The organism is Maribacter spongiicola (assembly GCF_004364165.1).
Classification (GTDB): Bacteria; Bacteroidota; Bacteroidia; order Flavobacteriales; family Flavobacteriaceae; genus Maribacter; species Maribacter spongiicola.
Map to the genome: position 1 here is coordinate 1 of NZ_SOAY01000018.1, position 19,943 is coordinate 19,943.

The 19,943-nt window shown below is 36.1% G+C and carries 20 protein-coding genes; 10 read left to right on the forward strand and 10 right to left on the reverse strand.

What is annotated here, in order from left to right; genetic code table 11:
* Positions 1–99: 99 nt before the first annotated feature.
* Positions 100–819 carry a peptidylprolyl isomerase gene (locus CLV90_RS18675; protein ID WP_133689033.1) on the reverse strand — a complete coding sequence of 240 codons (720 nt, stop codon included), beginning with the start codon at positions 817–819 and terminating at the stop codon, positions 100–102.
* Between CLV90_RS18675 and CLV90_RS18680 the strand changes: the two genes are divergently transcribed.
* Together CLV90_RS18680 and CLV90_RS18685 are read left to right on the forward strand one after the other, a co-directional pair.
* Positions 818–1,459, forward strand: coding sequence for an NUDIX hydrolase (locus CLV90_RS18680; RefSeq protein ID WP_133689034.1), 642 nt, complete (start codon positions 818–820; stop codon positions 1,457–1,459). The two genes, CLV90_RS18675 and CLV90_RS18680, sit on opposite strands and share 2 nt — an antisense overlap.
* A gap of 26 nt (positions 1,460–1,485) precedes the next feature.
* Positions 1,486–2,292: a lysophospholipid acyltransferase family protein gene (locus tag CLV90_RS18685; RefSeq protein ID WP_133689035.1), complete on the forward strand. Its 807-nt coding sequence runs from the start codon at positions 1,486–1,488 to the stop codon at positions 2,290–2,292.
* On the opposite strand, the gene CLV90_RS18690 is transcribed toward CLV90_RS18685, so the two are convergent.
* From CLV90_RS18690 to CLV90_RS18700, 3 genes are all read right to left on the reverse strand, one after another.
* The gene (locus CLV90_RS18690) at positions 2,289–2,939 is read right to left on the reverse strand and encodes a hypothetical protein (protein WP_133689036.1); all 651 of its coding nucleotides are present in this window, start codon (positions 2,937–2,939) and stop codon (positions 2,289–2,291) included. The genes CLV90_RS18685 and CLV90_RS18690 overlap by 4 nt on opposite strands.
* A 4-nt stretch (positions 2,940–2,943) precedes the next feature.
* The gene (locus CLV90_RS18695; protein ID WP_133689037.1) at positions 2,944–3,438 is read right to left on the reverse strand and encodes an RNA polymerase sigma factor; all 495 of its coding nucleotides are present in this window, start codon (positions 3,436–3,438) and stop codon (positions 2,944–2,946) included.
* A 125-nt stretch (positions 3,439–3,563) separates the two neighbouring features.
* A complete protein-coding gene (locus tag CLV90_RS18700; RefSeq protein ID WP_133689038.1) occupies positions 3,564–4,991 on the reverse strand; it encodes an amidohydrolase in 1,428 nt (475 codons plus the stop codon).
* 100 nt (positions 4,992–5,091) lie between these two features.
* Here CLV90_RS18700 and CLV90_RS18705 point away from each other — a divergent pair, with 100 nt between their 5' ends.
* Complete coding sequence (locus CLV90_RS18705) at positions 5,092–6,384, forward strand: NAD(P)/FAD-dependent oxidoreductase (RefSeq protein WP_133689039.1); 1,293 nt, start codon at positions 5,092–5,094, stop codon at positions 6,382–6,384.
* A gap of 136 nt (positions 6,385–6,520) precedes the next feature.
* A complete protein-coding gene (locus CLV90_RS18710) occupies positions 6,521–7,036 on the forward strand; it encodes a hypothetical protein (protein WP_133689040.1) in 516 nt (171 codons plus the stop codon).
* On the opposite strand, the gene xerD is transcribed toward CLV90_RS18710, so the two are convergent.
* Complete coding sequence (xerD, locus tag CLV90_RS18715; RefSeq protein WP_133689041.1) at positions 7,033–7,935, reverse strand: site-specific tyrosine recombinase XerD; 903 nt, start codon at positions 7,933–7,935, stop codon at positions 7,033–7,035. The genes CLV90_RS18710 and xerD overlap by 4 nt on opposite strands.
* Positions 7,936–8,123: 188 nt before the next feature.
* On the opposite strand from xerD, the gene CLV90_RS18720 reads away from it, so the two are divergent.
* Positions 8,124–8,642, forward strand: coding sequence for an outer membrane beta-barrel protein (locus tag CLV90_RS18720; RefSeq protein WP_133689042.1), 519 nt, complete (start codon positions 8,124–8,126; stop codon positions 8,640–8,642).
* Positions 8,643–8,718: 76 nt separating this feature from the next.
* Positions 8,719–9,135 (forward strand): type II 3-dehydroquinate dehydratase, encoded by a 417-nt coding sequence (gene aroQ / locus CLV90_RS18725; protein WP_133689043.1) that lies wholly within the window; start codon positions 8,719–8,721, stop codon positions 9,133–9,135.
* A gap of 107 nt (positions 9,136–9,242) precedes the next feature.
* Here aroQ and CLV90_RS18730 read toward each other — a convergent pair whose 3' ends face one another.
* From CLV90_RS18730 to CLV90_RS18745, 4 genes are all read right to left on the reverse strand, one after another.
* Positions 9,243–9,530: a DUF3817 domain-containing protein gene (locus CLV90_RS18730; protein WP_133689044.1), complete on the reverse strand. Its 288-nt coding sequence runs from the start codon at positions 9,528–9,530 to the stop codon at positions 9,243–9,245.
* A 20-nt stretch (positions 9,531–9,550) separates the two neighbouring features.
* Positions 9,551–10,942, reverse strand: coding sequence for a dihydrolipoyl dehydrogenase (lpdA, locus tag CLV90_RS18735; RefSeq protein WP_133689045.1), 1,392 nt, complete (start codon positions 10,940–10,942; stop codon positions 9,551–9,553).
* A gap of 197 nt (positions 10,943–11,139) precedes the next feature.
* Positions 11,140–11,637 (reverse strand): peptide-methionine (R)-S-oxide reductase MsrB, encoded by a 498-nt coding sequence (msrB, locus tag CLV90_RS18740; protein WP_133689046.1) that lies wholly within the window; start codon positions 11,635–11,637, stop codon positions 11,140–11,142.
* 159 nt (positions 11,638–11,796) lie between these two features.
* A complete protein-coding gene (locus tag CLV90_RS18745) occupies positions 11,797–12,369 on the reverse strand; it encodes a collagen-like triple helix repeat-containing protein (RefSeq protein WP_133689047.1) in 573 nt (190 codons plus the stop codon).
* A 173-nt stretch (positions 12,370–12,542) separates the two neighbouring features.
* Between CLV90_RS18745 and glgB the strand changes: the two genes are divergently transcribed.
* From glgB to CLV90_RS18765, 4 genes are all read left to right on the forward strand, one after another.
* Positions 12,543–14,438, forward strand: a complete 1,896-nt coding sequence (glgB, locus tag CLV90_RS18750) for a 1,4-alpha-glucan branching protein GlgB (RefSeq protein ID WP_133689048.1) — start codon at positions 12,543–12,545, stop codon at positions 14,436–14,438.
* Between the two features lie 83 nt (positions 14,439–14,521).
* Positions 14,522–16,924 carry a glycoside hydrolase family 31 protein gene (locus CLV90_RS18755; protein WP_133689049.1) on the forward strand — a complete coding sequence of 801 codons (2,403 nt, stop codon included), beginning with the start codon at positions 14,522–14,524 and terminating at the stop codon, positions 16,922–16,924.
* 36 nt (positions 16,925–16,960) lie between these two features.
* Positions 16,961–17,770 carry a M48 family metallopeptidase gene (locus CLV90_RS18760; RefSeq protein WP_133689050.1) on the forward strand — a complete coding sequence of 270 codons (810 nt, stop codon included), beginning with the start codon at positions 16,961–16,963 and terminating at the stop codon, positions 17,768–17,770.
* Positions 17,771–17,830: 60 nt separating this feature from the next.
* On the forward strand, positions 17,831–19,162 hold the full coding sequence (locus CLV90_RS18765) for an MFS transporter (RefSeq protein ID WP_133689051.1): 1,332 nt from the start codon (positions 17,831–17,833) through the stop codon (positions 19,160–19,162).
* A 45-nt stretch (positions 19,163–19,207) separates the two neighbouring features.
* On the opposite strand, the gene CLV90_RS18770 is transcribed toward CLV90_RS18765, so the two are convergent.
* Positions 19,208–19,933 (reverse strand): head GIN domain-containing protein, encoded by a 726-nt coding sequence (locus CLV90_RS18770; RefSeq protein WP_133689052.1) that lies wholly within the window; start codon positions 19,931–19,933, stop codon positions 19,208–19,210.
* Positions 19,934–19,943: the final 10 nt, after the last annotated feature.

A 19,943-nucleotide genomic window follows, 5' to 3' on the forward strand; every position in this document is an offset into this window, starting at 1 on the left:
AAAAGCCAAAAGCCAAAAGCCAAAAGCCAAAAGCCAAAAGCCAAAAGCCAAAAGCCAAAAGCCAAAAGCCAAAAGCCAAAAGCCAAAAGCCAAAAGCTTTTAATTTAACACTTCCGCCTTTTCAATGTAGATATTCTGCAAAGGCCAATCTCCTTTTTCAACGGGTACGTTGTTAATTTTATCAACGACATCCATACCTTCTATAACTCTGCCAAAAGGGGTATATTCTTCATCTAAATGATAAGAACCTGGGTCGGTTACTACAATAAAAAATTCAAATGGGCTGGCAAGCATGTGCGGGTTGTCCAATTCGCTACTAGGCATAGAAACGGTTCCTCTATGATGTTTATGCCCTTTTCTAGTATCTGGTGGTAAAAGGTATCTTCCTATTTCAGATCTTTTTCTACCTGTATTTTCATCATCAGAATTTCCGCCTTGAATAATAAAGTTTTTCACGACCCTATGAAATTGGGTATAATCAAAATAACCCTTTTTGGTCAGGTAAATGAAATTAGCTCGGTGATACGGTACATTTTCAAATAGCTCAATTGTAAAACTACCGAGGTTAGTGGTAATTTTAACCTTGTTCGCTTTTAATGTCTTTTCATAGTTGAAAAAGAATTCGATCGCATTTTCTTCGTCAAGCACAAAAGCTTCTTCTTTTGGGTCTTCGATAACTTCATTTTCTGTAATTTTAATTGAATCTAATACAGCCTCTGGTTCTGTAGTAACGCTATCAACTTTCTTAGAAGTATCTTTGCAGCTAGCTGCTGCCATAATGGCTAAGAGAAAAAATGTATAGAATTTGAGTGAACGCATGGATTTCAATTTTTTTGAACAACAAATATCAAAAATAAAGGATCTACCGCTACCGGGAGAAGCTTCTCAGCATAAAATGGCGCCAGAAATTCGTTTGGAAGAATTACAGCGAATCAATCAAACGAAGAATAATCCGAGGAAAGCGGCAGTTATGGCATTGTTTTATCCAACGGTAAATCAAAATACCAATCTTTTATTGATTCTGAGAAAAACTTATAAAGGAGTACATTCTAACCAAGTTGGTTTTCCGGGTGGGAAAGCAGAAAAGTCAGATAATGGGTTATTAACAACGGCATTACGAGAAACACATGAGGAAGTAGGGGTAGATCCAAAAGATGTTATAGTGGTGAAAGAAATTTCAGAAATTTTTATTCCCCCAAGTAATTTTATCGTCCAACCATTCATTGGTTTATATAAAGAACCCAAACCATTTATAAAACAAGAGTCAGAAGTAGAGTTGATTTTAGAGGTTCCAATACTAGACTTTTTAGATGACACCAAAGTTGTTTCTAAAAAATTAACAACATCATACGCAGTAGATATTGAAGTACCAGCCTTTAAATTAAACGGTTATATCGTTTGGGGTGCAACGGCAATGATGTTGAATGAGATTAAAGAGTTATTAAAGCAGGTGTTGTAAAGCATATTTAATTATTTTAGCGTTCTATGGGATTATTTGATAAAAACCCTTTCGGGCATAATTTATACATTAAAAAGTGGCTAATTCGTATTTTGGCATTGCTATCGCACCAGCGATACAAGCGATTTAATACGTTAGAAATTGAAGGTTCTGAAATAATCAGAAACCTGCCAGATAAAAATGTACTATTTGTAAGTAACCATCAAACTTACTTTGCCGATGTAGTGGCGATGTTTCATGTGTTTAACGCTAGTTTAAGTGGTCGTGAAGATTCTATTAAAAATCTTGGGTACATTTGGCAGCCTAAATTGAATATGTATTATGTAGCCGCCGCAGAAACCATGAAAAAAAGTTTGTTGACCAAAATCATGGCATACGCAGGTTCTGTTAGTGTAGAAAGAACATGGCGTTCAGAAGGTCAAGATGTTAAGCGCCAAGTAAAAATGAGTGATATTTCTAGCATTGGTAAAGCTTTAAATGATGGTTGGGTTATTACTTTTCCACAGGGTACTACCACCCCTTGGAAACCTTTACGAAAAGGTACGGCGCATATTATTAAGAAGTATAAGCCTGTTGTCGTACCAGTAGTTATAGATGGGTTTAGAAGATCTTTTGATAAAAAGGGACTTCGTATCAAAAAGAAAGGGATACTACAATCGCTGGTTATTAAAGAACCATTACAAATAGACTATGAGAATGAATCTTCAGAATCGATCATTGAAAAGTTAGAATACGCCATAGAGCAACATCCTTCATTTTTAAAGGTAATTTCTAAACAAGATTTATTGGCCTTCGAGGAAGAGAATAAACAACGTAAATGGAAAAAAACTTAAACTGCTAAATGCCTTAATTCGCTGTAATTATGTTTTAGCTTTCTAAGTAACAAACCATAAAGTAAAAAGTAAATTACTCCCATTACCAAAGTCAAGAGTACGCCGAAAACACCAATGGACAGCATTAAGGTGATTTTTAACTTTTCTTGCGAGATGTTTTCTAGACTACCCTTTAATTCAGGGAACGCAGAAATTATATTATCGTTCAAATAAACACCTATTATCATAATGATAATGGTAACCATTATCATTGACAATGAAAAAATGACGTAGTGCTTTACAGTTTTTCTTGTCTTAATAATTTTCTTCATCAAATTTTTAGAATTATCCAAAACTGATATTTCTCTAAATCGCTTATAAAATTGAAAAATGAAATAAAAGGCAACTACATAAGTAAATATTGAGAGAATTAGTAAATATTTAGATACGCCCATTTTATCATAGATTTCCATTCCTTCACGCATTGATGGCAGTAAGTATAGAAGATGGGGAACGGTAAATTCCAAAATACTAATAATCAATATCCATTTAACGATAGAGGAAGATTTTTTCCATATCATTTTATGTATTTCATCATAGCTCAGTTTAGGAACATTGAATTCCTTCTTCTGCCAATCTTTCTTTAATAATTCCAGTTCATCCGTCATATGCTTATGGATTCAAAATGGTTCTTAATTTTGTTTTGATACGATTCATCTTCACTCGTGCATTTACCTCGGTTAAACCTAACGTTTCTGATATTTCGGCATAGTTTTTATCCTCCAGATATAAAAAAACTAATGCTTTGTCAATATCATTCAATTGCTTGACGGCTTTATACATCAATTTCAATTGCAGCTCTTCGGTTTCATCATATTCATCGGCTTTGATCTTAAAAATTATAGATTCATAGTCCGCCGTATCAATTCGCCTTTTACGCTTTCTGTATAGTGTAATAGCTGTATTTAGGGCTACCCTATACATCCAAGTGCTGAATTTTGCTTCTCCTCTAAACTTGGGGTATGCTTTCCACAGTTGAATCGTAATTTCTTGGAACAGATCGTTGTGAGAGTCGCGGTCATTTGTATACAGGGTACACACTTTATGGACAATATTTTGATTGTCTTGCAGCTCGGTCACAAATTTGTGTTCCAGTTCTTTGTTCACTATTGGTTGGTTGTTCTTACGAGGTTAGTCTATCGATAGTTTCTTTTGTTACAATAAATCTGCAAATAGATAAAAAAAAGTGCCAAAGTATTCTTTGGCACTTTTTAATCTAATAGTATCTATTACTATTTTCTATAATCTAAAGCGGGAGCTCTATCGCCTAAAAGCGGAATATATTTAAAATCTGCGCCTCTATTTTCTAAAAACTCCGCTTTGGCGGTTTCTATTAATTTCTTATCCTTGAACAAGTCAATTGCAGTCATTGTAAGTGTTTTTGCAGCTATCATCATACCCTTATTACCAATAGAGGTTCCGCCAGCAGCAACAGCTTGCCAGCTATGCGCCGGTGTGCCAGGTACCCAAGTAGCAGTACTGAAACCAACAGTTGGTACGGTGAAGCTAACATCGCCAACATCGGTAGAACCGAATGCCTTAGCTTCTGTTTTGTAGGGTTGCACATTTTTTGCTGTATCAAGATCGGCCTTTTCTTGACCTAGTGATTTTGCAATTTTATCTGCAAAGATTTTTTCTTCGGCAGTATATTCCATACCGCCTACTTCAGAAAGGTTATCATGCATCACTTTCTGTAAAGTAAGATTTGGTAGCAGCTCATGTGTACCACCAATCATTTCATAATCCATCGTTGTACCCGTACCTAAAGCAGCACCTTCGGCAGCTTTAACCATACGGTCAAAAATTTCAATAACAACGTCGCGTCTATTATGGCGGGCATAGTAATAAACCTCTGCAAAATCAGGAATAACATTAGGTGCTTTTCCTCCGTCTGTAATTACATAATGTATTCTGGCTTCCTGCGGTATGTGCTCGCGCATCATATTGATCATCATATCCATAGCTTCAACGCCATCTAAAGCAGAACGACCTTTATCGGGTGATGCTGCCGCGTGTGCAGAAATACCGTGAAATCTAAATTTAGCCGATTTATTTGCTAATGCCGCACCAGCACTCGCTGCATTTTGGGCTCCTGGGTGCCAGTGTAATGCAATATCTACATCATTAAAAAGTCCTTCACGAACCATATAAACTTTTCCAGAACCGCCTTCTTCTGCAGGTGTACCGTAAAAACGAATAGTACCTTTAGATTTGTTCGCTTCTAGCCATTCTTTGGTAGAAATCGCAGCAGCTGTAGAAGCTGTACCGAATAAATGGTGTCCGCAGGCGTGACCTGCAGCTGCACCAGCCGTTTGCTTCTCGGCAACTGTTTTTTGAGAAAGTCCAGGTAAAGCATCGAATTCCCCCATAATGGCAATTACGGGACTACCACTACCATATTCGGCAATAAATGCGGTAGGTATACCGGCAACACCTTTTTTTATGCTGAAGCCTGCATCTTGTAGTGTTTGTTGTAGAAGACTAGAGCTCTGTTCTTCTTGGTAGCCCATTTCTGCGAACTCCCAAATATTTTGAGCTATAGTTCCATATTCTGCACTTTTCTGTTCTAAATTTTTAATAATGTCTTTTTCGCTCTTTTGAGCGTTCAACGAATAAAAGGAAGTGCCAATTACTGCCAAAAAAATGAGGGTTTTGCGCATTTTGGTGTTTGTTTGAGTTAGATTTTAAAGATACTAAAACTACATTATTATTTTAAAGTAGAAATCCATTTGTTTAATTTTGCGTTTAAGTAATCATACTATGAACATACCACTTTCGAGCTATCCTAGAATTGTAATAATAGGTGGTGGTTTTGGCGGAGTCTCTCTGGCGAAAAAATTAAGTAAACAAGAAGTACAGGTAGTTCTAATCGATAAGAACAATTACCATACTTTTCAACCATTATTATATCAAGTATCTACGGGTGGTCTTGAGCCAGATTCTATAGCATATCCGCTACGTAAAGTTTTAATAGGGTATGATAATTTCTACTTCCGCTTAGCTGAAGTACAGCATATTGATACTGCCGGTAAAAAGTTGAATACAAATATTGGTGATTTAAGTTTTGATTATTTAGTAGTAGCAACTGGTTCTGAAACTAATTTCTTTGGAAATGCGGAGATAGAAAAGAACGCGATGTCTATGAAGTCGATTCCACAATCATTAAATCTACGTAGTTTAATTTTAGAGAATTTCGAACAGGCACTCCTTACAGATGATTATCATGAAAGAGATGCTTTGATGAATTTCGTAATTGTAGGTGGCGGACCAACAGGGGTAGAGCTTTCTGGTGCTTTGGCAGAAATAAAGAAAGGTATTTTACCAAAAGATTACCCAGATTTAGATACAAGAAGAGCGCAGATTAATATTGTGCAGGGTGGCGATTGCTTGTTGCCAGGTTTTAGCGCCCAAGCATCAAAAAAAGCAGAAGACTTTTTAGAGAAATTAGGCGTTCAAGTTTGGAAAGGAGTTCGGGTTACTGGATATGATGGTAAAACTGTTACAACGCTTACCGATTTAAAATTCGATGCTGCCACTGTAGTTTGGGCAGCTGGGGTAAAAGGAGCTGGTATAAAAGGCTTAGATGCAGAAGGCGTAATTGCTGGCGGTAATAGAATAAATGTCAACGAATTCAACCAGGTAGTAGGTCATCCTAATATATTTGCTATTGGTGATATTGCATGTATGGCAACCGTAGATAATCCTCGTGGGCACCCAATGGTTGCGCAACCGGCAATACAGCAGGGTGAATTACTAGGTAAAAATTTAGTCAATTTATTAGAGAACAAACCTATGAAACCGTTTGTTTATAACGACAAAGGTAGCATGGCGACCGTTGGAAGAAATAAAGCGGTTTGCGATATTAAAAAATTTAGGTTTCAAGGTGTATTTGCTTGGTTCGTTTGGATGTTCGTACACTTGTTTTTCTTGATAGGATTTAGAAATAGAATGGTCGTATTTATCAACTGGGTATATAACTATGTTAGATTTGATAGGGAGGCACGTTTGATCATTCGCCCGTTTAAAAGAGATTACAGTCAATTCAAAGATTAGTGAAATTGTATTTCATATTTTAAGAGAAGCTTTCTAAATGCTTGGCAGTTAAAGTTTTGCTAAGTATTTCGCTCGCTCTGATATTTAAAATATCTTTTGTAGGAATTTATGTCTTCTAATTCAAGATATCCAACCTATGAAAATATTTGTACCTAGTTTTCTATTCTTGTTTAGTATAGTATTGTATGGGCAATCAATAGAAGAACCGCCTGCATCTAATTTACCATCATCGTTGTCAGGAATATCAATTAAAGGGCATTCGTACCCAGTTTCTGCAATTGGTGATGTGCATAAGTCTTTTATGGTGCAATATGGAATATTTAAGTCTACTCAACTTGAGCTTCAAGGTTTTTATGATACCTATATATTAAGTGAAAGGTTTAGGTCTAGCTTGTTGTTTAAAAGATATTTGAATGATAGATTATACTTGCTTTCAGGGTTAGAAGTAGAAGTGGCAACTGAAAAAAATGAACTTATGGTTGCACCATACCGCCTTGGTTTTGTGGTAGGTACTGGTTATGATGTCAGTGAAAATTTTATGATTGAATTAAAGGGTAATGTTCAGTTACATAAATCGACCATCGGTGCTTTTGGTGAAACCCAAGTAAATATGCCTTCGGTATATACAATTGGTAGCAAGTGGAAATTTTAATGATCTTTTCTAGGGTGATACGTATTCATTACTTCTGCTAAGTGAGACCTATCTACATGCATGTATATCTCTGTTGTAGTAATACTTTCGTGACCCAACATTTGTTGAATAGATCGTAAATCGGCACCATTTTCTAGAAGATGGGTAGCAAAGGAATGCCTAAAAGTGTGCGGACTTATACTTTTTTGTAGACCTATGGTAACCGCTAGATTTTTTACGATAGTGAAAATCATGGCTCGGGTAAGTTGTTTGCCACGTCGATTAAGAAATAGAATATCTTGAAAACCTTCTTGAATTTTTAAATGGACTCTAATTTCATTTCTATAAATATCAATATATTTCTTGTTTACAGGACTAATGGGTACAAAACGTTGCTTGTTTCCTTTACCAGTTACTTTGATAAAATCTTCCTCAAAAAAAAGATCAGAAATTTTTAATCCGATAAGTTCAGAAACTCTTAGTCCACAGCCATATAAAGTTTCTAGCATAGCACGGTTGCGTTCTCCTTCCGCAGAGCTTAAATCAATAGCGTCAATTAATTTGTCTATTTCATTTTCTGAAATGGTATCTGGTAATTTACGCCCTATTTTAGGGGATTCTATTAGATCTAACGGATTATCTTTTCGATAGTCTTCAAAAATTAAGTAATTGAAAAAACTTTTGAGTCCCGATATAATTCGCGCCTGGGATCTAGGGTTGACCACTTTGGCAATTTCATAAATAAATTGCTGAACCGTGCTTTTGTCTATAAGTATTGGGGTAGTAGTTATGCCATGTGCATCAAGAAAAGACATCAATTTTTCGATATCCATAGTATAACTCTGAATAGAGTTTTTTGATAGTCCCCGTTCAAGCTTAAGATATACAGTGTAATCTTTTAGCGCATGTTTCCAATTCATGGTTTAAAGATAAAGAATACATTAACTATGAAGATAATAATGTAATAATATGGGATGTATTTAGGGGCTATAAATTGATGTGACCTATTTAAAAGTTAGTTGTACCACTACTTTCATGGTATTCACAACAAAGATACCTGTAAGCTTAGTCTTACCTTTATTTTTGGAGTAAATAAACCGACCAAACCATGAATAAGTATTTCATTTTATTATTTGCCTTATGTCTTTCAACCGGAATTTTTGCTCAAGAAGGCTTCAAATTCGGTATACAAGGAGGTATTCCGTTAGATGATTATAATGAAGCGGTAAGTGTTGTGCTTGCAGCAGATTTCTCATACATGTATCCGTTAGGTGAAATAGTAGATGTAGGGCCCGCTGTAGGTTATATTCATGGTTTTGCAGAAACTTTTCAAACAACGATAATCAGAGAAGAACAAGAAGCTGTTCAGTTTATGCCCCTGTCTGCAGGTGTTCGTTTTTGGACATCAAATTATTTCTCATTTGGTGGAAATATAGGTTATGCAATGGGTATAAATGATGGTAATGAAGGTGGTCTTTATTATAGACCTACAATTGCTTATTTAATGAGTTCAAGTGTAGAGGTAAATTTGTCATACACAGGTATTGATGTTGAAGAAACTACGTGGTCTACCGTTACCTTGGGTATCGTTTATAATTTTGAGCCTAAATATAGAACCCGTCGCTAGACGTTACATTATTTAAATATTGTTAACGACAAACATTTCTAATTCATCGTAAGGCAACATTCATTATTTTTGATGTATGAAGATTATCATAATTAATGGTCCCAACTTAAATCTTTTAGGAAAAAGGGAGCCAGACGTATACGGTGCCGAAACTTTTGAAGATTACTTCTCAAAATTACAATTCAAGTTTAAAGATATTGAGCTAGAATATTATCAATCTAATATCGAGGGCGAACTAATTTCTAAAATTCAAGATACGGGTTTTTCTTATGACGGTATAGTGCTTAATGCCGCAGCTTATACGCATACTTCGGTAGGTATTGGCGATGCGATAAAAGCAGTTGAAACGCCCGTAATAGAGGTTCATATCTCTAATACACACAAGCGCGAAGAGTTTAGACATGTGTCTTATATTTCGCCGGCGGCAAGTGGAGTAATTCTTGGCTTCGGTTTAAAAAGTTATGATTTAGCCATCGAGAGTTTTTTAATATAATCGGGGTAATAGAAAATGGGTAATTACTTTGTAATTATTAATCTATAATGGAATGTTATTTCCATTTTCATAATTCAGGCAAGTCTTAGCTAAACTAGAAATCAACCCTAAGCGTTATCTTCGGGTCTTAAATATTTCTCTTCAACGTAGAATGTAGCAAAGGGTAGGAGAGATGCTATACCAAAAATAAATACTTTTTTAAAGCTCCATTTTTGTGTAAAACCAACTATTAAGGTAAGTGCAATAAATGCGATGAATAGAAAACCATGGGCGTAACCTACCAATTTATTTGGCTCTGGTATTTCTGCCCAATATTTTAATGGCATGGTTACCCCGAACAACGCCAAATAAGAGATTCCTTCTAAAATTGCCGTTGCTCGAAATAATTTTAACATGCTATACTATTTTGTATTAATTATAAGTGAATAACCTCGTCATAAGCCGCTGCAGTTGCTTCCATAACAGCTTCGCTCATGGTTGGGTGTGGGTGAATAGCTTTTAAAACTTCATGCCCGGTAGTTTCTAGTCTACGACCAAGAACAGCTTCAGCAATCATATCTGTAACGCCAGCACCAATCATATGGCAACCTAACCATTCGCCGTATTTGGCATCGTATATAACTTTAACGAATCCTTCAGATGCGCCAGAAGCTTGAGCTTTACCACTTGCAGAGAAAGGGAATTTACCAACTTTAATTTCAATACCTTGTTCTCTAGCTTGTTTTTCGGTTAAACCAACCGAAGCAATTTCTGGAGAACAGTACGTACAACCAGGTATGTTACCGTAATCTAAAGGTTCAACGTGCATTTCCGCTATTTTTTCGACACACAAAATACCTTCCGCAGAAGCAACGTGTGCAAGAGCGGGTCCTGGTGTTACGTCACCAATTGCATAGTAACCTGGTATGTTAGTTTGGTAAAAATCATTTACCAATATTTTATCTCTATCGGTAGCAATACCAACATCTTCTAATCCTATGTTTTCGATATTGGTTTTAATACCAACGGCAGACAATACGATATCAGCCTCTAAAACTTCTTCACCTTTGGCAGTTTTTACGGTAGCTTTTACACCATCGCCAGAAGTGTCAACAGAGGTAACTTCTGCAGAGGTCATAATTTTTACACCCGCTTTTTTGAAACTTCTTTCTAATTGCTTAGAAACATCTTCATCTTCAACAGGTACAATATTCGGTAAATATTCAACTACAGTAACCTCAGTTCCCATAGAGTTGTAGAAGTAAGCGAATTCGATACCAATAGCACCACTACCAACAACAATCATTTTCTTAGGTTGCTTTTCTAAGGTCATTGCCTGTCGGTACCCAATAATCTTTTCACCATCTTGTGGTAAGCTGGGTAGTTCACGACTTCTTGCCCCTGTAGCAATGATAATATTGTTTGCACCGTATTCAGTGGTAGAACCATCTTCAGCCTTAACGGAAACTTTCTTTCCGGCTTTTAATGTACCGTAACCTTTAATAACTTCTATTTTGTTCTTTTTCATCAAGAATTGAACACCTTTGCTCATTCCTTCAGCAACGCCACGGCTTCTTTTAACTACGGCATTAAAGTCTTTATCGGCACCATTAATTTTTAAACCATAATTTTCTGCATGTTTCAAGTATTCAAATACTTGTGCAGATTTCAACAATGCTTTAGTAGGTATACAACCCCAATTTAAGCAAACACCGCCTAAACTTTCTTTTTCAATAATGGCAGTCTTAAACCCTAATTGTGCAGCCCTAATAGCAGTTACATATCCGCCAGGACCACTACCTAAAACAATAATATCGAAAGTGCTCATATTTTGATTTTTTGTAGATTGAATTGAGCTGTAAAAATACAAAACCTAATTGAAATTAATTGTAGGTTTTTAAAATATGACCTTTAATATGAAATTGTGATATTTAAGAAATTCCCCTAGCTACTTTAGTATGAGTCTTATAAAAAAAAGAAGAGGTCTAAAAAGACCTCTTGTAAATATAAATTCTAATTTAAATATTATTCGGTAGGTACAAAATTAAGTGCAACACCATTAATACAGTGGCGTAAACCGGTTGGGTCTGGCCCGTCTTCAAAAACATGACCTAAATGTCCGCCACACGTAGCGCAATGCTCTTCTGTTCTTTTGTATCCAATTTTATAATCAACATCATAAGCAACATTACCTTCAATTTCTTCATAGAAACTAGGCCAACCTGTACCAGAATCAAATTTTGTATAACTTTTAAATAGGGGAGTAGCACATGCAGCGCAAACGTAAGTCCCTTTTTGTTTGTTCTTTAAAATCTCGCTGGTAAATGGATTTTCAGTAGCAGCTTCGCGAAGGACATAGTATTCGGCATCGGTCAACTCTTTCTTCCATTCGCTATTCGTTTTTTGTACGGCAAATTCTTTTTTAGCACTCGTTTTTGTTGTGGTAGCCATCTCTTTTTCTTGAGAAGTACCTTTACAGCTTACAAAAAGTACGAGTAGTGCAATTGCAAAATTTATTTTCATCTTTTCAATTTTTTTAGTTCTGTCGAATAAATTATGTATTCCTTTCAACGTACTGTATCTACGTAACAATTTAGGTTAAAGTTTTAAACAATGTAAATAAAAAAAGCCTTTGATTAACATTCAAAGGCTTTAGATTAAATAGGTAAACTACATGGGGTGTTAATCTATTGTTACTTTCTGTATGCTATCTTCCGTTATGCCTAAATGTGCCATTACAGAATTAATATTAGAAGTATCTAGTTTGCCTGTAGTAGATTCTGCTGGTAAAACGGCAATTCTAAAAATCTGATTGTCAGTATCACCTGCTGGTAGGGTTGATAGGTCGAAATCTGACTCCAAGAAAATATTTACATCAAAAAAAGTATAGTCAAAGTTGTATTGAAGCAAGCCCTGGTCTAAAATTCTGGTTTGTGGCATCAGCCTCCAAATATCAACTAGTTCACCATTACTATCCTCGGTTTCGTCCCAAAGTAAATATACAAGTACAACGTCAGTTTCAAAAACTTCTATAGTTTGAGGAAATTCATAAAAGATAGAATAATCATTCTCTAAGCTAAACGTACCTTCAATATCTACTACTTTTCCTAATATGTTAATTCCGTCTGCGCCATCTTGTCCGGCAGGTCCTCTTTCTCCATCAAATCCATCAAAACCTGGAGGTCCCTGTGGTCCTTCACATGATATAATAAATAATGCTGCTAGTGCTCCAATAAATAAATTCAGTTTTCTCATAATGTTATAATTTTATGGTTTGAGTTTTAATTTTGAATAGTTGATTCAAAAAGTGTTCCATTTTTGGTATTTAAATATTTAAATCGGATATTAACTGCTAGATTTTTAACAAAAAAGAATTGAAGTCGACCGTCTTTAAAAGATGATTAGCTTTACAAAAATAAACACTCTATATGCCTAACGTACAAGTTCACTCACTTTTTACTGATTTTGATATTGACCTTTTTAAAGGAGGTAAGCATTATCGGCTGTATGAAAAGCTGGGTTCGCATTTGGTAGAAGTAGATGGTGTGGCTGGTACATACTTTGCTGTATGGGCTCCGTCTGCAAAATCTGTATCTGTAGTTGGTAATTTCAATTCTTGGGATTCAGATGATCACAAGTTAAATGTTCGTTGGGATTCTAGCGGAATTTGGGAAGGTTTTATTCCCAATATAGGTAAGGGAGAAGTTTATAAATATAAAATACAGTCCAATAATAATAATATCTGGACAGAAAAAGCGGATCCTTTTGCAAGGTACTGCGAACACCCACCAAATACAGCATCTATAATTTGGACTGCCGAGCATGACTGGAAAGATGATGCCTGGATGGGGTACAGAAAGGATAAAAACGGATTAGACAAACCATACTCTGTTTATGAAGTGCATTTAGGTTCATGGAAGAAAAATGCTGAGAATAAGTTTTTGACTTATAAAGAGTTTGCAATTGATCTTGTAAACTATGTCAAAGAAATGGGGTATACCCATGTAGAGTTTATGCCCGTTATGGAATACCCGTATGATCCATCTTGGGGGTATCAACTTACCGGCTATTTTGCGCCAACATCAAGATTTGGTTCGCCAGAAGAATTTAAGTTTTTGGTAGACGCTTTTCATCAAAATGATATAGGCGTAATTTTAGATTGGGTACCTTCTCATTTTCCAGAAGATGCACATGGTCTAGGGTTCTTTGATGGTTCTAATTTATACGAACACCCAGATAGAAGAAAAGGGTACCATACAGATTGGAAGAGTTTGATCTTCAATTATGGTAGAAATGAAGTAAGAGCTTTTCTTATAAGTAATGCGATATTTTGGTTAGATCAATTTCATGTTGACGGTCTGCGTGTAGATGCAGTTGCATCAATGTTATACTTAGATTATTCTAGGGAAGATGGAGAGTGGGAACCTAACATGTACGGTAATAACGAAAATTTAGAGGCAATGTCATTTATTCGCGAATTAAATGAAGCGGTATATTCTAGTTTTGAAGGTGTACAGACTATAGCCGAAGAATCTACGGCGTTTTCAGGAGTATCAAAGTCAGTTGAACATGGCGGATTAGGTTTTGGTATGAAATGGATGATGGGTTGGATGCATGATACATTACAATTTTTTCAAAAAGAACCTATATATAGAAAGCATCACCAGAACGATCTAACCTTTAGTATGACCTATGCTTTTACAGAGCATTTTATGTTGCCTTTTTCTCATGATGAAGTAGTGTATGGAAAAAAATCGTTGGTGTATAGAATGCCAGGCGATGAATGGCAGCGATTTGCCAATTTAAGGTTGTTGTTCGGATATATGTTTACCCATCCTGGAACCAAGTTAATGTTTATGGGTTGCGAATTTGGGCAAACGGAAGAATGGAATTTTGAGCAAAGTTTAGACTGGCATTTGTTACAATATGATGGTCATAAGGGTATTCAAGATTTTATAAAAGATTTAAATCATCTATACAAAAGTGCACCAGCATTGTATGAGAAACAATTTAGTCCAGAAGGTTTTCAATGGATAGATTATGGTGACCACGAAAATTCTGTATTGACCTACGTACGTAAAGGTCATGATGAAAAGAATGATTTAATTATAGCGTGTAATTTTACGCCTGTACCGAGAGAGAATTACAGAATCGGTAACCCTAAAAAAGGGAAATTAACAGAAGTTTTAAATAGTGATGATGCCAAATATGGTGGTGGCGGAAATTTGAACAATAAAATAAAATCGTCTACCAAGGCATCGCACGGACATAACAAATCAATTGAAATTACAATTCCGCCATTAGGTATTGTAATACTGAAATAACGTAAAAAAGTTTTATCATATTTAAGCGGTCTTAATGTTTTTCGGTAGTACTATTAATTTGATATATTTTAATTTATAAGTTCATGATTACAAATACAGAGCTTGAGTATAAAGGCAATTTATACCCAAACCATATCGTTGAATTTTCGCAAGACTCAGATAAATTATACTTCACAACTGAAAATGGTGTTGTTTTACAAATAACAATTTTAAGAGGTAGTATTATTCGTTTTAGGTACGCAACCAACTATAATTTTGAACCAGATTTTTCGTATGCTATAGACCCAGATGCAACAATGGGGTATAGTAAGTTAGAAGTTGTAGAAAACGACACAGAGTATATAATAGCTACAGCTCGTTTAAGTATACTGGTAGATAAGAAGACGTTACGTACTCAAGTTTCAGATTTAGAAGGTAATATTATCAGTGAAGATGAGTTAGGTTTTCATTGGGAAGAGAATTATGAATATGGTGGTAACACCGTAAAATTGAGTAAAATTACCCAGTCGGGAGAGAGTTTTTATGGCATGGGCGATAAAGCCATGCATAGTAACCTTAAAGGTAAAAGAGTAGAGAATTGGGTTACGGATCAATTTGCCTTCGCAAAAGAACAAGATCCGCTTTATAAGGCAATACCGTTTTACGTTGGCTTAAATAAAGGCAAAGCTTACGGTATTTATTTTGACAATAGTTTTAGAACAGGATTCGATTTTTCTCAAGAACGAAGAAATATTACAAGCTTTTGGGCAGATGGTGGCGAAATGAATTATTACTTCATTTTTGGTCCAGATATGTCAAAAGTGGTCAGCTCATATTCAAGTCTCACCGGTACGCCCGAATTGCCGCCAATGTGGGCGTTAGGCTTTCACCAATCTAAATGGAGCTATTACCCAGAAAGTAATGTAAAAGATATAGCCAGCGAATTTAGACGATTAAAAATACCTTGCGATGCCATCTATCTAGATATAGATTATATGGATGGTTTTAGGTGTTTTACTTGGGATAAAAACCACTTTCCTGATCCTAAGAGAATGATACAAGAACTTGAGGAAGATGGCTTTAAGACGGTGGTTATGATCGATCCGGGTATAAAAGTGGATCGCGATTATTGGATATATAATGAAGCATTAGAAAACGATTATTTCTGTAAAAGAGGAGATGGTCCTTTAATGCATGGTAAGGTATGGCCTGGGGAATGTAATTTTCCAGATTTTACAAATCCTGCAGTGCGGGAATGGTGGGCAGAGTTGTATAAAGAATTTATGTCAGAACTTGGCGTACATGCCGTTTGGAATGATATGAACGAACCCGCAGTGATGGAAGTGCCCACTAAAACAGCACCTTTAGATACGCGCCACGATTACGACGGTCATCCATGTACACACCGCAAAGCACATAATGTGTACGGTATGCAAATGGTAAGGGCAACCTATGAAGGTGTTAAGAAATACGTATACCCTAAGCGACCTTTTGTAATTACAAGAGCCGCATTTGCAGGTACACAACGATATTCTTCTACTTGGACAGGCGATAATGTTGCTACATGGGAGCATTTATGGATTGCCAATGTACAGGTACAGCGCATGTGTTTAAGTGGCTATTCATTTGTAGGTTCAGATATCGGCGGATTTGCCGAACAACCAGATGGCGAATTATTTGCCAGATGGGTACAATTAGGAATTTTTCACCCATTTTGTAGAGTACATTCAAGTGGTGATCACGGCGATCAAGAGCCATGGTCATTTGGCACAGAGATAACAGATATCGTTAGAAAATTTGTAAATCTCCGTTATCAACTGTTACCGTATTTGTACACTATGTTCTTTAAATACACCAAAGAGAATATACCTATGGTGCAGTCTTTAGTGTATTTTGATCAAGAAGATAACCAGACACATTTTAGAACCGACGAGTTTATTTTTGGAGAAAAAATATTGGTTTGCCCTATACAAGAACCCAATGCGCAAGGGCGTAGAATGTACATACCTCGTGGAGAGTGGTACGATTTTTGGACTAACGAACATGTTGTCGGAGGTAAAGAAAAATGGGTAGCGGCAGAGATTGATATGCTTCCTGTTTTTGTAAAAGCCGGAGCTATAATTCCGCAATACCCTATTCAACAATATGTAGGGGAAAAGAAAATAGAAGAATTGGTTTTAGAAGTGTATTACAAAGAGGGTATAGAATCATCTGAAGTTTATGAAGATTCAGACGATGGGTATGATTATAAAAAAGGACGGTATTCTTTAAGTAATTATAAATTAACTGGTAAAGGAAATTCATTGACCATTCAATTATTTAAAGATGGCACTTTTGAAACGGAGTATAAAATGATGAAGTTGAATTTTCATGGGCTTCCGTTTAAAATTGATTCCGTAATGATAGATAATGAAAGTATAGATTTAGTTAACATTTCTGTAAACGAGAATAATGATTTGCGAATAGACAAAAACTTTACCTTATTGCATTTATCAGGAAAACAATAACTTTGTAGCTTTCTACCATTAACTAAAATTATAAAAATGAAAAAATTTGTATTAATTGTATTTGTATTTATAGGTGTTTCAGCTTGTAAGGTGAACCCGTTTACGGGTCAGAAAACATTGAATTTCTATCCGAACAGTCAGGTGTTCCCATCCGCATTTGCGCAATATGATCAATTTTTGACAGAAAATAAGGTAGTGACTGGTACTGCTGATGCTCAAATGATAACAAGGGTTGGGCAACGTATCTCTTCTGCAGCAGAGCGTTGGTTGACAGCAAACGGATACCCAGGTTATTTAAAAGACTATAAATGGGAATATAATTTGGTAAACGATGAAACCGTAAATGCATGGTGTATGCCAGGTGGTAAGATTGTATTTTACACAGGTATTTTACCAATTACTCAAACAGAAACAGGTGTTGCAGTAGTCATGGGTCATGAAGTTGCACATGCTCTTGCTGATCACGGTGCACAGCGTATGAGCGCTGGTACTTTACAACAGGTAGGTGCAGTTGCAGGTAATGTTGCTATTAAAAATCAACAAACATTAGGCTTGTTCAATCAGGCTTATGGTGTAGGTACACAATATTTAGGTATGTTACCATTTAGTAGAGGGCATGAGACCGAAGCTGATAGAATCGGTTTACAGATTATGGCTATTGCAGGTTACGATCCTTATGAAGCTGCAGAATTATGGAAACGTATGAAGGCGAACAGTGGAGGTCAGGCACCGCCAGAATTCATGAGTACACACCCTTCTAATGATACAAGAATAAATAACCTAACAGCTTGGGCACCAGATGCCGCGGCAGAAGCAGCTAAATTTGGAGTAACTAAATTTAACTAAAACCTTAAAGATTATTGTATATTGAAGCCGTTCAGAAATGAACGGCTTTTATTTTTTAATATGGGGAAGACACTAGTTGCAAAAGGAAGTAAGAAATTATTGAACGCATGGGCTTTTTACGACTGGGCAAATTCAGTATATAGTTTAGTTATTTCTTCTGCAGTTTTTCCAATTTTTTATGGGGCACTTTTTAGAGTTGCCGGTATTGAAAAAGTAACCGTTTTTGGAGGTGAAATTACAAGAGCTCCTCTAATAAGTTACACCACTTCTTTAGCCTTTGTTTTTATAGCCATTGTTACTCCTTTAGTATCAGGTGTTGCAGATTATCTCGGAAATAAAAAAATGTTCATGAAGTTTTTCTGTTATTTAGGCGGAATCTCATGTATTGGTTTGTACTGGTTTTCTTTAGAGAATATTTATTTAGGTTTAGCTTGTTATTTCTTCGGGTTAGTGGGCTTTTGGGTAAGCTTTGCCATTAACAATTCATATCTGCCAGATGTAGCTTTCCCAAGGCAGCAAGATGCTATTAGTGCCAAAGGTTTTACGTTAGGATATGTTGGTAGTGTAATTCTATTAATTTTTAATTTGGCAATGGTCATGAAACCAGACTTCTTTGGTATTACTACAGATGAAGCTGGCGCCGCTGAAATAAAGGCCATGAAATATTCATTTGTAACCGTAGGCATTTGGTGGATACTCTTTGCGCAATACAGCTTTTATTATCTGCCGAAAGGCTATAAGAAAGAAGGGAAAAGAACCAATATAGTTTTAAACGGATTTAAAGAGCTTCAACAGGTATGGCATCAACTAGGGGAGCAGGTAAAGCTAAAAAAATATTTAGGTGCTTTTTTTGTGTATAGTATGGCCGTGCAGACTGTAATGCTTATCGCCACATATTTCGGAGAAGAAGAAATAGCTTGGGGTACAGACGCTGAACGAACAACAGGTTTAATCGTAAGTATATTAGTTATACAGATTGTGGCAATTTTAGGAGCGACGGTTACCGCTAGAGCATCTGAAAAATTCGGAAATATTAATACACTTATTGTCGTAAATGCACTGTGGGTTGCTATTTGTATATATGCCTATTTTGTAATTACACCGACTGACTTTTATATTGCTGCAGGTTGTGTAGGTTTGGTGATGGGGGGTATACAAGCATTGTCAAGATCCACCTATTCAAAATTTTTACCAGAGACTACGGATACGACATCTTTTTTTAGTTTTTATGATGTGGCTGAAAAAATAGGTATTATCATTGGTACTTTCCTTTATGGCGTAATAGCGCAAAAAACGGGTAGCATGAGAAGCTCCATTATATTCTTAGGTGTTTTCTTTTTAGTTGGAATGTTCTTGTTGACTAGAGTAAAAGAATCAAAAAAGCCCCTATAAAAGAGGCTTAGTTGAATTGATTGTTCGCTATTTTGATATTACGGGTTAGCCTTTAGAAATGTCTCCGGATCCTGAGGTTTTAGTATCTACTTTCTGGGGGTTGCCTCTATAAGAAATATCTCCAGAGCCAGAAACACGTGCTTTAATAGATTTCTTTGCAGTTACTTGAATATCTGCAGATCCAGAGACAGTTGCTTCCACATTTTCTGCATCTAGGTCATACGCTTCAATATCGCCGCTACCAGAAATTGTAGCTTCAAAATCGGTAGTACTACCGCTTAAAACAATATCACCAGAACCTGACATTGTTGCAGATAAAGCGCTTGTATCAATATCTAATGTAATATCACCTGATCCTGACATGGCTGTACTGAATTTATCTGCTTTAATTTTTGTTTTACCGACAATATCTCCGGATCCAGACATGGCTACAGAACTGATAGATTCTACAGGTACGGTAATGTGGATTCCAGATTTCCAATTGCTAGATTTTAGGTTGACGCCTTTTTCCGTCTTAATGACCAGTTTGCCATCTTTTACCTCGGTGATAATATACTCTAGAAGATTTTCTTCACCTTTCAGGGTAATTTCACCTTCGCTGCCAGAAACTAAGTCAACATCGAACCAGCCAGAAACTGCTATTCCGTCATAATCTCCCGTGTTTCTTTCAATAGTTACATTGTTTCCGTTCCCTTTAATTGTTTTTCCCCATTGTGCAGAACAAGAAAATGAGATTAATGCTGCACTTAGTAACACACTTAATTTTTTCATGATTTTCACT